This window comes from Microcoleus sp. T3_B1, assembly GCF_036700445.1.
Classification (GTDB): Bacteria; Cyanobacteriota; Cyanobacteriia; order Cyanobacteriales; family Microcoleaceae; genus Microcoleus.
This window is the reverse complement of the sequence record NZ_JAUBOX010000059.1, coordinates 22,434-35,509: the sequence shown is the minus strand read 5'-3', so window position 1 is coordinate 35,509 and position 13,076 is coordinate 22,434. Positions and strand designations below refer to the sequence as shown.

The window sequence follows — 13,076 nt, the reverse complement described above, 5'->3', positions numbered from 1 at the left end:
GGGCATCGGGCATTGGGCATCGGGCATTGGGCATCGGGCATTGGGCATTGGGAAAAAGGTAATTGTTATTTCTAACAACTGCCAACTGCCAACTGCCAACTGTCAACTGCCAACTGCCAACTGTCAACAGTCAACTAACTTCATCCTTCCAACAATTCCGTAGCATTTGTGCAGGGCAGCCAGAGCACGTAGCGATATCCAGATTCCGGGGTTCCTTGAATTGAGAGTTGACCGCCTTGAATTTCCACCAACTGACAGCAAAGCAGCAGCCCCAAGCGTTCCCTGGCCCCGTAACCAGCTAACACCGGTGCGCTATCCTCGGCATTCTGGGCCACCAAAGCCGCCAACTCAGAAAACGCCAGCGTTAATCGCTGCACACCCTGTGTCGGGAGTTGCGGTTCGAGTCCGGGGGAGTCGGTTTCGGAGTTCGAGGGCGAAGCGCTACCCGCTCCGACCTTCAACAAGTAGTCGGAGTAGAGTTTAGCATGGGGCAAACTTTCCCCTAACCAAGGATGAAAAACCCAAACTCCGATGTTGATACCCTCTTCTTTCCGAGAAACGTGGACTCGAATCACACTGCCTGCCCCAGCAGATTGAATAATGCTAAAAATTAAGTGGTGCAGCATTTGCTGAACCTTATCTTTATCTACCAACCAGATGCGCGATCCGGGCCCCACCGACAAATTAATTTCTTGCTCTCGTCTACTTGCCGCCGAGGAGAGGGTGGTCACAACCTGCTGGCACAAAGTTTCTATATCGACTGCGGTTCGCTTCAATGTGAAAGCGGAATCATCTAGTTCTGCCAGTTCCAAAATTTCTTCAACTAGCGATCGCAAAGAGCGGCTGCTGTCTTGGATCACGTCAATATATTCTTTTTGCTTGCTCGTTAATGGGCCATAAATTTCTTGTTTCAACACGCTTGCCATGCCGAGGACAGAAGTGAGCGGTGTGAGCAATTCCTGCGCTAAATTATTTAGCAGTTTTACCTTAATTGAGTTAGTAGACAAATCGATAGGTTTGTTAGTCATTGGTAATTTTTATTGGTTCATTGTCGATCGAGCGTTTGCGGTTCATGAGACCTATTCCAAAAGTCTATAACAATCTGTTTATAATTCACGACAAAAAAAAATATTGAAGAAAAATATATATTCCTTCTTCCCTAGAAGCTCTTGTTTATCTGAGTAATTAACTACCAGCCGGGAAGTCCCTCGGTATATTTAAAGGGGATTAATCTGAGCGCTGCGCGAAGTACCCCGTTGGGAATTACTCCTTGGGATGAAAGGCTCGTCGGGTGTAGGTACCCAAAGCGACAATTATTTCTGTATATCCCTTGATAATCTGGAAATACTCTGATAATATATTAGCAAGTGGGGGTGGAACTACCTCACTATAAAAAGCATGAGAAAAAAAAGGAAAAAGAAGCCAGCGGTCTAACTGTACTCAGTTGACAGTCAGGTTTGTTCACGATTTAATCATTGCTTCTAAAGCTGATTGCAAGTCTTGAGTGAGTTCGGCAACTGCTAACCTGCGGCTGGTTTGATATCGATCCCAACGATCGCTCACTGATATCGGTTCGCCCACGGTCATTTGTACTTGCTGTTTGCCCAACTTGGGGCGGCCGAAAGGATTTCCCCCTTTGATGCGAGCCAGTACGTCCCACAGCAGTAAAGTTGTTTCTGCCAAACGTTCTGCTGTCAGTTGTTCTTCGACGTACCTGCCCGTGACGGACACGAAACTTTCTACAAGTCTCATGTGCCACATCCGAAGACTTGCTTCTTCAGCGAGGCGATCGGCTAATCCTCTTTCTAAGGGAGAAAGTGCTGCAATATCTTTGATATCTTCTCGATAAATATACTCCCAGCCTGCTTGTTCAAGACGGCGGCAGCGGTCTATTAAACTGCCTTTGGGCTTTAAGTTAAAATATTCTTCTGCTACTTGCAAACCCACGTCTAACAGTGCTTTCAGTCGAGCCATCATTACTTCATTGCCAGAATCATTTCCCGTTTTGTTGGGTAGCGATAATGATGTTAAAATAGAGGTTTCTGGATGTATTTCTTTATGATAAAAACGGCTGTAAAACTCTTCCATTACTGACAGTAAATGGCTACCCAGTCGAATCAGGCGCAGATATTGGAATTTGTGATTTTGGTTTTCGGAAGCGGGATTTGTGGTCGGTAAATTGGCGAGGTCGGTGCGTTCTAAGGGTGGCAGTCCGCAATCAATTTCTAATTGAGTTAAAAGTTTTTCTAGGGGTTGCCAAGGTGGATTGACATAGCGGTATTGAATGCCGATCGGCACAATTAAAACTTTTTCAGTGCGTCCGGCTTTTAGCAAATCTTCAACGCACCAGAAACCCATTTGAGCAATTCCCGGTTCGAGGGGGCTAACTATTTCATTGTGACCGTTGGTAGCGCCTTCTGGGGCGGCGGCGATCGGGAATTGGCTGTTGGCAAATAAATTGCGGGCCGATCGCAATCCGACGCGATCGATTTTACCGCGAACAATGGGAGTGCCACCGAGTTGGGAATACAGCCAGCCGACTCCCGCACCGGCCCACAGGGGAATGCCGCGATCGTAGATAAAGTGGGAATGTACCGGGAATTGCAGGGGAATGCCTTTGGCCCGCGCCGCCTGGGGAACGAGTTTCCAAATTAGTTGTCCCAAACAGTAGGGATCGTCTGAGTTGGGGTGGCGGAAGGCTAGCAAGAAGCGAACTTTCTGATTTTGAAATTGGTGGAATAGTTCGGCGAGGGTTTCGACGTTTTCGGCTTGAATGTGGCTGATATTCGTCCGAAATCGCAGCCACCAGGGGAATATTTGCTTACAACCTTGCATCACTAGCGGGTTGTAGGCTGGGGGTATGAATTCCAGCGGCGGCTGAACTTGGCTAATTGAATTGGGCATTTGGCGGTTTGAGATTTTAGATTTTAGTTAAGACGGCGGTTGAAACCGCCCCTACAGAAACAAAACCCGCCTGCGCGGGTTGAAGAGTAAACTCCCCTAAATTCCTGAGATGAAATTCCTCTGAGATGACTAACCCAAGCATATTGGTTTATAGCCACAAACGCACAATTCCTGTCACTAAGATTTTGGAAATCCCAAATTTAAAATCTCAAGTTTAAAATCCTATTGTGCCGCTTCAAATATCATTTCTTGGAAGTTAATGACATCCGATCGCGGATCGCAGTGGGTGACTTTGACTTCTAGCCGATCGCCGATTGCGACCGATCGACCAAATCGCATTGCCAATTCTAAACCCAAATCTTCCAATAAAATCAATCCGAGATTGCTGTCTTCCCTCAGCCAGCGCAGCATTAAAGCTTCCCAAACTTCATCGGGGTTGCGCCGCAAATATTCCAATCCCCAATAGCGGTTAGTTTGGCGTTCGACGGTGGATGCTTCTTTAACTGCGGTGCCGAGACACATGACAATATCCTGTATTTCTTGGGCCGAAAAAGGTAGGGGTTCGCCCCGCAGGTGGGCTTTGATTTGGAAGTGAGCCAGCAAGTCGGTATAGCGGCGGATCGGGGAAGTAACTTGAGTGTATAATTCCAAACCCAAGCCGGCGTGGCGTCCGGGGGTGAGGCCCATTTCGCTGCGGGGCATACACCGGCGCACGGCGCAAGCGCGGGCGGGGCCTGCAGGCACGGCCAGCAGTTCTTCATCGGGAGGAAGTTCGGGCTGTGGCTGATAGCGGTAGGGTATGGGTAGGCTGTGAGCTTGACCGTAGCGGGCTGCTAGTTCACCGGCTAAAATCATCATTTCGGCTACTAGCATCCGGGCGGTGGAGTCGTCGATGACGTGGATTTTGATGTCGTCGCCGTTGACTTTGATGACGGATTCTGGCATGAATATGCTGATTGCCCCTTGGGCTTCCCGCCATTTTTGGCGCAGTTTTGCTGCAGAGGCGATCGCTGCTATTTCTGGTTCTGCTTCGATTCCCAACTCCAGCATTTCGTCTACGTCATCGTATGTCAAGCGGTAGGTAGGTTTTATGGTGCTGATGTGGATGCTGTAATCTTGAGCCGCGCCGAGTTCGTCTAAGGTGACGCTGAAGCTGAGGGCGCTGCACTCTTTGCCTTGAATTAAACTCATCGGCCCGGTTGCCAAAGCTGGGGGAAACATGGGGATCATTCCCGTGGGCAGGTAAACCGTAGTGGTGCGCTTTCTGGCTTCGAGGTCGAGTTCGTCTCCGGGGGAAAGCAAGCGGGTGGGATCGGCGATGTGTATCCAGATCCGCTGCTGGCCGTTTTCGAGGAATTCTAAGCTGAGGCCGTCGTCGATTTCGGTGGTGCTTTCGTCGTCGATCGTGTAAACCTTGAGGTGAGTTAAATCGACACGATTTGTGTCCGAGTCGGTTGGGGGATTTTCTAGGCAGCGTTGGGCCACTTCTAATACCTTTGCGGAGAATTGTAGGGGAATTTGGCTGCGCCGCAAAAACAGGTTTTCGTGGGTACTCCAGAGGCCGAGCTCGACTAGGAGGCCAAATGCTGCTTCGGGGTTTTCGGATCGTTGTAAGCTGGCTAAAGTTTCTAAGGCTGGGGTGCGGTGCGTTGCTTCTTCTCCGAGGAGGGCAAAGCGTTCTAGGGCGTCGAGGCGAGTTCGATCGCTGTGTTCCCAATCTACCTTTTCCCCTGTCAGCCGCTGTTTGACTCGATCCCAAAATCCTTGGGATTCTTGGTGTCGCTGCTGTTCTACTTCTTGCTGGTGTTTGATTTCGGCTACTTGGGCTGCCGATCGCGGTTCGTAGCGATCGCCCTTTTGTTTAAAATACAGTTTGTCTGTTGATAACAAACAGTAAGCCGCGTAACACTGGGCCGCACTACTCTCAGAAAATAACAGCTTTGCCAGGGATTCGGGATCTGCTGTTTCTCCGTCACCGACTAAAAGTTCCCAAGCGACTTCCAAACTCGACGGATCTGAGTATGCTTCTACTTCTTTGAGAAATTTGGGAATATCGGAGGGTTTGTAAGTTTCTCCGACTACTTCGTAGGTGATTTGTTTGGGCGGTATGCTGTGCGGTTGACCGTTTTCGTCTACCACCACCCAGTTTTTCTTGCCGTCGGGGCGATCGGCAACTGCCAGACGGCGGTCGCCGTGCACTCTAAATTCTACTAACGTTCCCTTCTCCACTTGCCAGCTTTATATTTGAGATTTTGGATTTTTACAGTAGCCACTTATCGAGTTTCGAGCTTGCGATTTTAGATTTTGGATATTGGCAATTTTTCTGGTCAATTGTGAAAGTTAAAATCTCAAAAGTTGTTCTTTCTTCTTGCTTTTTTTTTAACTTTTGACTTGTGATTAAGACTTGCGCTGCGGCGACTCTTAACCCTATTTCACGATTATTTCGCTGCATTCTTGCTGCACTTTTAATGGCAGAAAGACGTTGTTTTCGCGCAAGTCTTATTCCCAGTCCAAAATCTAAAACCCAAAATCCCAAATCCTGTTAACCTTCTTGGTTTACGAAGGGCATCAAAGCTACAATTCTTGCTCTTTTGATGCTTCTGGTCAGGTCTCGCTGCTGTTTGGCAGTCAAACCGGTAATCCGGCGGGGCAAGATTTTACCGCGTTCTGTGACGTATTTTTTGAGCAAATCGACATCTTTGTAGTCGATCGGGTCTCCTGGTTTGATGGGCGAAACGCGCCGGCGAAAGTAAGTCATGGTTTGTTTTTTGTTGACTGTTGACTGTTGACTGTTGACTGTTGACTGTTGACTGTTGACCAATAACAACTGACAACTGACAACTGACCACTGATCTACTTGATCTCTTTGTGGGCAGTGTGGCTGTTGCAATGGGGGCAGAACTTTTTGAGTTCCAGCCGCGCCGTCGTGTTGCGACGGTTCTTGGTGGTGGTGTACCGAGACACGCCTTTTGAGCGTTTGCTTACGTTAGTACGGCACTCAGTACACTCTAGAGTAATTATGATGCGGACGCCTTTAGCCATAATTCTAAATAAATTTCGACTAATTTAAACACAATTTATTATCTTCTCACATTGCTCTGCACTTGGTCAAGCAATCTTCTAACTTTGATGTCGAGGGAGTAGCCGCGGCGGGTTCCGACGACCATCGTCCCGCCGATGCGATCGTGGAAAGCTTGGGGAAACCTTTCGCCGGAGTTGAGGGCAACGCTACAGTCGATCGCCAGGGGCAGCATCAGCAGCAAGACGGCGGCGTTGGTAGAGGTGAGCCCAGCTATACCTGCGAAGGCTAAGGCGGCGCAAAAGCCCAGCAATGCTTCGCGCTTGCACAGTTCTTGCACTCCGGGAGTCCGTAGGAATCTGGTATCGGCAACTTTCATGTCCAAAGCCCAGCGCCCAATACTTTGACCTTGGTTTTTCCTGACGATGGCTACGCGCAGGATCAGCCACAGCAAAACAAAAAATATGGTTTGGGCGATCGCATTATTGCCCAGAAGCAAACTGGGCAGCCAAACTGCGATTCCGTCGATGCAGAAGGCTGCTGCGCGGCGGCCGACGGATACTTTGGGAAGGAGGGGTACTAAATCGGAACTCATAGGCAAAAAGGTCGATCGCTACTAGCTACTTTTTCATATTAAGCTCTCGATTAATCGATCGGCATCAATGGCGCGTAACTCAAGTTCCAAGCCCACCGCTAATTATTCAAGCGGAAAATGGATTTTCGCCGATTCCCAACTGCTTTTTCGAGTTTTCCACCTCTTCCCAGAGTGCTTGTATCTGAGTAAATGCCTGTTCTACAGAGATTTTACCGTTAGATGTCAAGGAACTGATGTAACCCACTCGCTGAGAAAACTCTTGTAAATTCGCATTAAATACTAAATTCTCTGGCTTTACTTCACCGTAATAGCGAGTTTGAGGATATAAAAAATTTGAATTGGCTACCATTGCTTTAACCTCGCATGAAAACTTGTTTCCTGAACTAATCAATATTATTATAAACTGGGATTACCTTCTAAAGTTGTGCTGTAACTAGCAGAAATCCTGTGACATTTGGCGATTTTTTTTGTGATGGCAATTACACCGACAGATGAGGGTGACAAAAACCTCAGTAATTTCACATATACAAATTACGCAGGCGCGGTCAACAACCAGGTTTCTGCCTTAAGGCTTATAACTTCGGATTGGGTGTCCAAACCAGGTTTTTGTTAGTCCAGGACTGAGTTATTGAAATAAGTGACAAAAACCCCTGAAATGGATAATATTATTGCAGACATAAATAGTTAGAGTTTTAGTAGGAATCTGCGTAATGTCTCCCAATGCGCGTGAAGCGAAGCTATCCCGAAGGGAATCGCCCCGTCCCAAACCCCGGCTGAGGCAAGTTTTAATTAGACTTGCCATCACAGTAATTACTGCTATTATCGCCTTCAACATCCCTCACTCCTTAATCCCCATGTTTAAAGAACCCGTATCCCAAGCAACGCCCCCACCAGAAATCCAGAACGTGCTCGCCGGCAAGCGCAAAATTGTGACAGTGGGCGACAGCATCACCGAGGCAGGGAAATACCCCGGAGGTTACGTTTGGCTGCTGGAACGCTATCTGAGTGCTCTTTATCCCGATCGCCAAATCGAAATCGTCAACGCCGGAATCTCCGGTAACAAGGCGACTGATATGCAAGCGCGCTTCCAGAAAGATGCGATCGACCAAAAACCAGATTTAGTAATGATTAATGTCGGAGTCAACGACGTTTGGCACGCTTTCTTTGACTTCCAAAACCGTCAGTTTTATCCGCAAGGCAAGTTGCCCACGGGAGTGCCACTGGCAGAATATCGGGAGAAAATAACTCAAATGGTGCTGGCGGCAAAAGCCGCAGGAATTCGAGTTATACTGCTTTCTCCTACTCCGATAGGGGAAAATCTCGACGGCCCAGAAAATCGCAGGTTGCAAGAGTATATTGCCGCGATGCGAGAAATTGCCTTGCAGAATCAGTGCTTGTTTATCGATTTGAATGGGCCTTGTCGGGAAGTTATCGGCACGTATCAAAAGCACGCGGGCAAAACTCTGAATTTGTTAGCTGCCGATGGAGTTCACCCCAATCCATCGGGATATCGAATTATTGCTTTTACTATCTTGCGCGGTTTGGGCGTACCCGCAAAGGATATTGAGAATTTGGAAGTCACAAATTGAATCTTTGAATTTAGTTACGTGTTGACTGTTGGCTGTTACTTGAAAGTATCCCAGCTACCAGCCCCCTGATTAGTCTAGGGGGTAAATTCTTCAAATATAAAATCATTCAATCGGCGGATGATACCGCTTCAACCAACAGCTACCAATAATCACCAACGCCACCACAACTATAATTTCCGTCCAAAAAAACGAAAGGAAATCGCTGGCAGTTCCCACTGGTGGCACCCCAGGTTGAGCGTTGCGAATAGCGGGAAAAGCAAACAGCATCACAGCAGTCCAACTCAGCATTCCCACTTCCGGCAACTTGCCAGATTTCATAACTTTTAATGCTAGCAAAAGCGCCATAATTGACAGCACCCACATGATGACAATAATCACTAACGCAAAGAATTTCACCGGCAGCGATCGAGTTGCAGAAACATCGATATAAATAAAGATAGATGAATTCTCTTCCATCGGCTTATAACTGATGTCGAAACCGGGAACGTCGGCATGAAAATTAAATTGCAGCGGCACGGGATTCAGTTCAAAGGGAGCAAACTTTTTCCCAATCGAAGGCAACGGGTCAATCGAAATAGCTACTTTAGCAATGTGCTTGTCAAACGGATAATTATTAATTTTTCCTTTGACTAAGTTAAACTTCAATGCAGGGACAATCATCGGTTTGCCTTCTTTAAAGGTAATTTCCGAATCCGGTACATTGGCGCCGTTAACTGTCATTAACAAGTCTTGAGCCGGGTAAGTTGGCCCTTTTTTATAAATACCTTTGAGTTCAAACTGCAAGCGGGCTTCTAATTCGTTTTTAATGGGATCAACGGCAATTAATGTCATTTTAACCTCAACCAAGCCTTTGGACGCTACAGCGCTTTCGGGAGATAAATTATAAGGCTCTTGGGCGTTAGCATTGTGAGAGTAAATAGATAAGATAATTGCCAAGATTACGACGATACTGCAAATTAAAATAAGTAGTTTTTGGATAGGAAATTTGTTGACAGTTTGCATTTACTAGGTATTTTTATGTGTTAAATTGTTGTTAGTATTTCTCGCAGTCTCCGCAGTCCGCCAGGGGTTTAAACCCCTGGCTCATAGAAGACAGTCGGTTAAAACCGACTGAAGAAACCCGATCGATAATAAATGTTGGTTTTAGTCCTCTTTGAGAGGACTTTCGCTGTGAGCCGGGGGTTTTCAACCCCCGGCGGGCTGTGGCGAGCGGCGCAAGAACCAGGCGAATCAACGCGCAACTACGAACCGATAGGAAGCAGTACATTTGGTGTAAAACTGCCGTGCAAACCGTAGGGAATGTGCTGTTTTAAATGCAAGCGCGCTACAGGGCCTTTGGTGATGTCGCGAGCATCTAAAATCACTAAGGTCGATCGATGATTAGCTGCATCATACATTAAAAGCAGCAGCCAGCCGTCATCCTCAGCCGTTGCACCTTCAGGCGAGACGCCTGAACCACGGGGAACAAACACCGGTTCCCCCGCAAAACCGCGCGGCGCCGCACTCCAAATTTGCCTTTCACCAGTCACGAAATCCATTTTGAGGATAGCTTGCAAAGGAGCATTTCCAGTGGGAGCATCAGCAGCACCGATATACAGATATCGGTAAGGTTGTCCGACATTATTGGGATGCAAAGTGGGAAACTCGCAGCACCGAGTTTCAACAACTTGATGCTGTACGGTTTTGTCTTGCAAATTCAACTTAAACCGCCACAATTCGCCCGCTGGAACGCTGTCAAAATCAATCTCCCGAAAATCGCCGTCTGCTTCTACAGTGGGAAATGATTCGTAACAAACTGAATCTACAAAAACTTCGTCTCCTTCTTCCCATGCGTTGCAGTGGTGGAAGACAAAACAAGGTTCGGTTTCTAATATCTTCACCTCGTCAGTGCCGTTGCGGGGAATTAAAATTGCTTGCGTTGGCTTGTTTGGCGAAAATTTAATGCACTGGGATGCACTCCGAAATCCTAACACGAATGGTAGAGGATTAAATGAGACGGGATTTTGGAAGAATATGCAGTAATTCGGGGTAATTACCATGTCGTGCAGGAAGGCAAAACCCGGTATTGCATGGGCGTGACGCTGCAAAAGTTTGCCGCTTTCGTCGAATTCGTAAATAGTGATGGTACTCGACAAACCGGGCTTGACAGAAAAGTTTACTAATCTGTCTCCTTTGCCATTTTTCCCTTTTTCAATTCTGGGGTGGGCGGCGAAGGCTTCACCGGGTTGTAAAACGCCGTCTAGGGTATCTAAGCCGAGTGTTTCTAGGGTGCGTGGGTCGAGTCTGTATGGTTCTGCTGCTTCCCAAAGTGCTAGCAGTTTGTCGCCCCAATAAATGATGTTGGTGTTGGCAATGTTTTTGATTTTGACATCAAAGATGTTGGCAAGCGGGCCCCCCGGTTTCTGTGTGCCGAAAACGCCTCGGTGGAGGATTTTTCCGGCTTTTTGTTCGGCGATATAGCCTTCTGTGCGGACGAATCGGTTGCGGAAATGGGCGCGGCCTTCGGATATTGCGATCGCACAAATCATGCCGTCGCCGTCAAAGGGGTGGTGGATGCGCTGGCCGTTGACTTCCAATAATCCGGGCCCGTTGCGAAAGAATGTGCCTTGCAAGCCGGCGGGAATTTCGCCTTCTATGTTGTCAATCCAGTAATCGGATTCGTTGGGTTGGGATTCGTAGCCGCGCTGCCAGTCTGTGCGATCGTATGATACGTTTTGGGCGGCTGTTTGAGGTGCGGAAATTTGTAAGTTTTGCATTGGTGTTACGGGAGCGAATTTTTTAACCGCAGAGAACACAGAGGGCGCAGAGAGAAGGAAATTAGGAGAATTGGGAAACACAGTTAAATTCATCCGTGTATCCGTGTCAAAATCCGTGTGTGCCTTCCTTTATTTGCTATCTGCTGTGCGCCTTTGTGACCTTACTGTGGGTACTAAGTCGGGAAAGTATTCGGGCATGAAATGTTGTCCGCCTGGTTTGGAACTGCCCGGTTCTGGTTCTAATACGGGAAGAGACTTTTGAGAGTTTGGATCGCCGCTTTCTGTGCTTTCGGCGGGCAGCCAATTTAAGAACGGTAGGGGCAGAAGTGTGGACAGGTTTGTGATGATGACTAGCAGCCAGAGGTTATCAAAATTGCGATCGGTAATTCCTAGCAAGTGGGTCAAAAGTGCACCGCCTTCGTGGGACAAAAGTCCTGCTAAATTTGTGATTGACATCAGCAGCGCAAATAAAGTTGCTTCGACGCCGGGGGGACACAATCGCGCGGAAAGTACCAGCACCGGCATATAAGCAATTTGTCCGATTACTGTCAGGATCAGGCTGTCTCCGATGCTGAACCATTGATCGTCAATTCCTAAAGCTCGGTTGGCATGAGTTACTAATAATAAAGTAGTCATGCCCAAAGCAGTCGCAATGACGGTTGACCAGCCAAAAATTACTCGAAATGGAACTGTTTTGAGGAACCGCTGAAACAGCCAGACGCCGGCGAGGGCGGCAATGCTGGTAACGAGGCGCACTCGGCCGAGAAATTCTGGTTGAAAGCCTAATTCGTTGGTGGTGAAAAAGAAGAAGGCGGAGTCTGAGCTTGGGGTGGCTTGCCAGAGGAAGAGAAAGGCGGTGGGCAGCCAAATTGTTTTTTGGGTAACAGCTTGCCGCAGTTGTTTTAATTGGTCTTTGACTGTTTCAAAGTCGGTTCTTTTGTTGGTTTTTTCTTCGGCAATTAACCAAGCTGTTGCTGATACAATTAGCGGGAAAGATGCGGTGATTAAAAAGATAGTATGAGTGCTGAAGTGTTGCAGCAGGGAACCGCTGAGGTAGGCCGTAATTAGTCCGCCGAGGGCTGCAGCGCCCCAAGACAAGGATTGCAGGGAACCTGCGTCGGTAACGGATTCTTTTCTGGCCCTTTCGACTACCAGGGAGTCGGCGATTACGTCGCTGACGGCGAGGGAGAGGGAACTCAGGGCGATCGCCCCTGTAGTGGCAAGCGGTGTGTGTACAATTGTTGCGAGGCTCACCCATGCTGCAGTTCCCAGCAGCCCGGAGAGGACGATGTAAGGGCGTCTGCGGTAGCCGAATATTGGCAAACCGTCCGACATGAAGCCGAACACGGGTTTGATAATCCAAGGCAGGGCGACGACGCCCAGCATTGCCGAGACTTCTGCCGGACTCATGCCGAGTTCGTCTTTGAGAAAGAAGCTGACGGCTAAGCGGGCTAGTCCGAGAATGCCTTGGACGAAGTAAATCAGTAAGATGGCTATGAGTTCGGGGGTTGGCTCATTCCCAAAGAATACTTTTTCTTTTAAAGATTCTTTGAGTTTGCTGACGCCGGAGGGGGAAACGAGCATTTGAGCAATATTTCTTAATGAATCTCAATATTTATAACACATTCTTAATGGTTTGCGGGAACTGCCGGAGGTGGGATGCGAAAGTGAAGGGGAGGTGGCAGCTACTATAAAATTATGATGAGCTCGAATTAAAGGATTTTGGGTAGCAATGAAAGCAGAAATTAGAATTGTCTTTCTCGCAGTTGCTGGGATGTTAGGAATGGGGGCTAATTTAGCCTCAGCAATACCTGTTGCTAACAGGCAAGGTGATTATCCGGTGCCGCCTGCGAGACAGCGGGGCAACAGGCAGGTAAATTGGTTGGTTGTTGACTCTGATTCTAAAGGGTTGAATTGCCGGATGGCTCAGAGATTTCGCTCAATTTCTGTAGACGGTTTGGATGCGCCTGCTGAGTTGTTTGAAAGAAATAAACACAATGTTTCGCAGTGGCCTGTGGTGACTGTTTTTCGGCGGGGACAGCGCTTGGAAGCGGTGACGGGAAATAATGCAAATCAAATTATGATTGCTGACTCTCAGGGCAAACCTTGGCTGCCGATTTCCACGGATAAGGGTAATTGTTTTGTGCGGGCGAACAGCCGTTTTATTAAACCGACTCGGGAAAATCCTACTACTTTGAAACCTTTAGAATAAG

Annotated in this window: 13 protein-coding genes; 2 read left to right on the top strand and 11 right to left on the bottom strand. The window is 47.9% G+C overall.

Annotation, left to right across the window (positions count from 1 at the left end):
* Positions 1–140: 140 nt before the first annotated feature.
* From QT990_RS25210 to QT990_RS25175, 8 genes are all read right to left on the bottom strand, one after another.
* Positions 141–1,028 (bottom strand): histidine kinase dimerization/phospho-acceptor domain-containing protein, encoded by an 888-nt coding sequence (locus QT990_RS25210; protein WP_333465890.1) that lies wholly within the window; start codon positions 1,026–1,028, stop codon positions 141–143.
* A 433-nt stretch (positions 1,029–1,461) separates the two neighbouring features.
* A complete protein-coding gene (locus QT990_RS25205) occupies positions 1,462–2,904 on the bottom strand; it encodes a 1-acyl-sn-glycerol-3-phosphate acyltransferase (protein WP_333411911.1) in 1,443 nt (480 codons plus the stop codon).
* A 222-nt stretch (positions 2,905–3,126) separates the two neighbouring features.
* Entirely contained in the window at positions 3,127–5,133 is a 2,007-nt protein-coding gene (locus QT990_RS25200) for a ribonuclease R family protein (RefSeq protein ID WP_333465889.1), read from the bottom strand.
* Positions 5,134–5,164: 31 nt separating this feature from the next.
* Entirely contained in the window at positions 5,165–5,440 is a 276-nt protein-coding gene (locus QT990_RS25195; protein WP_333308029.1) for a hypothetical protein, read from the bottom strand.
* 6 nt (positions 5,441–5,446) lie between these two features.
* Positions 5,447–5,662, bottom strand: a complete 216-nt coding sequence (rpsR, locus tag QT990_RS25190) for a 30S ribosomal protein S18 (RefSeq protein ID WP_006631377.1) — start codon at positions 5,660–5,662, stop codon at positions 5,447–5,449.
* 95 nt (positions 5,663–5,757) lie between these two features.
* Complete coding sequence (gene rpmG, locus QT990_RS25185; RefSeq protein ID WP_006631376.1) at positions 5,758–5,946, bottom strand: 50S ribosomal protein L33; 189 nt, start codon at positions 5,944–5,946, stop codon at positions 5,758–5,760.
* A 38-nt stretch (positions 5,947–5,984) separates the two neighbouring features.
* The gene (locus tag QT990_RS25180; RefSeq protein ID WP_333144942.1) at positions 5,985–6,518 is read right to left on the bottom strand and encodes an RDD family protein; all 534 of its coding nucleotides are present in this window, start codon (positions 6,516–6,518) and stop codon (positions 5,985–5,987) included.
* A gap of 106 nt (positions 6,519–6,624) precedes the next feature.
* The gene (locus QT990_RS25175; RefSeq protein ID WP_333144943.1) at positions 6,625–6,867 is read right to left on the bottom strand and encodes a DUF7219 family protein; all 243 of its coding nucleotides are present in this window, start codon (positions 6,865–6,867) and stop codon (positions 6,625–6,627) included.
* A 361-nt stretch (positions 6,868–7,228) separates the two neighbouring features.
* On the opposite strand from QT990_RS25175, the gene QT990_RS25170 reads away from it, so the two are divergent.
* Positions 7,229–8,107, top strand: coding sequence for an SGNH/GDSL hydrolase family protein (locus tag QT990_RS25170; protein ID WP_333144944.1), 879 nt, complete (start codon positions 7,229–7,231; stop codon positions 8,105–8,107).
* Between the two features lie 102 nt (positions 8,108–8,209).
* Here the strand turns inward: QT990_RS25170 and QT990_RS25165 are convergent, their stop codons facing one another.
* The 3 genes from QT990_RS25165 to QT990_RS25155 all read right to left on the bottom strand — a co-directional run bounded on the left by QT990_RS25165 (position 8,210) and on the right by QT990_RS25155 (position 12,447).
* Entirely contained in the window at positions 8,210–9,109 is a 900-nt protein-coding gene (locus tag QT990_RS25165; RefSeq protein ID WP_333144945.1) for a DUF4436 family protein, read from the bottom strand.
* A gap of 239 nt (positions 9,110–9,348) precedes the next feature.
* Entirely contained in the window at positions 9,349–10,863 is a 1,515-nt protein-coding gene (locus QT990_RS25160; protein ID WP_333144946.1) for a carotenoid oxygenase family protein, read from the bottom strand.
* A 129-nt stretch (positions 10,864–10,992) separates the two neighbouring features.
* On the bottom strand, positions 10,993–12,447 hold the full coding sequence (locus QT990_RS25155) for a folate/biopterin family MFS transporter (RefSeq protein ID WP_333144947.1): 1,455 nt from the start codon (positions 12,445–12,447) through the stop codon (positions 10,993–10,995).
* Between the two features lie 148 nt (positions 12,448–12,595).
* On the opposite strand from QT990_RS25155, the gene QT990_RS25150 reads away from it, so the two are divergent.
* Positions 12,596–13,075, top strand: coding sequence for a hypothetical protein (locus QT990_RS25150; RefSeq protein ID WP_333144949.1), 480 nt, complete (start codon positions 12,596–12,598; stop codon positions 13,073–13,075).
* Position 13,076 lies beyond the last annotated feature (1 nt).